Genomic DNA, 313 nt, shown 5'->3' on the forward strand with positions numbered 1-313 from the left:
ATAATGCCAAAAAATACGCACAAGGAATCAAGGTTATTATTTATCAATGAAGCGAAAAAATTGTATCAAAAAGAATTTTTGAAATGGTTTAAACTTACTGCGGATGTAAATCCATTGCTAAAATGGTTTCGAAAAGTTGAATTGAATATTCCGACTTTATATGTGATGGGAGCAGAAGATCATATGTTTTTGCCTTCGATTCAGGAATTAACAAAAGCACATACTAAACATTCAGAATTGATTGTTATCGAAGATTGTGGACATGTCGTGAATGTCGATCAACCACAAATTTTTAACGATAAAGTAATTGAAT

General features: G+C 30.7%; 1 protein-coding gene. It reads left to right on the forward strand.

Translation table 11 applies throughout. From position 1 onward, the window contains the following. A partial coding sequence (locus tag QWI17_RS23040; RefSeq protein ID WP_302724892.1) for an alpha/beta fold hydrolase occupies nt 1–313 on the forward strand: 313 nt, incomplete at both ends.

Origin of the sequence: Gilvimarinus gilvus (assembly GCF_030518155.1) — a bacterium.
In the GTDB taxonomy this organism is placed as follows: Bacteria; Pseudomonadota; Gammaproteobacteria; order Pseudomonadales; family Cellvibrionaceae; genus Gilvimarinus; species Gilvimarinus gilvus.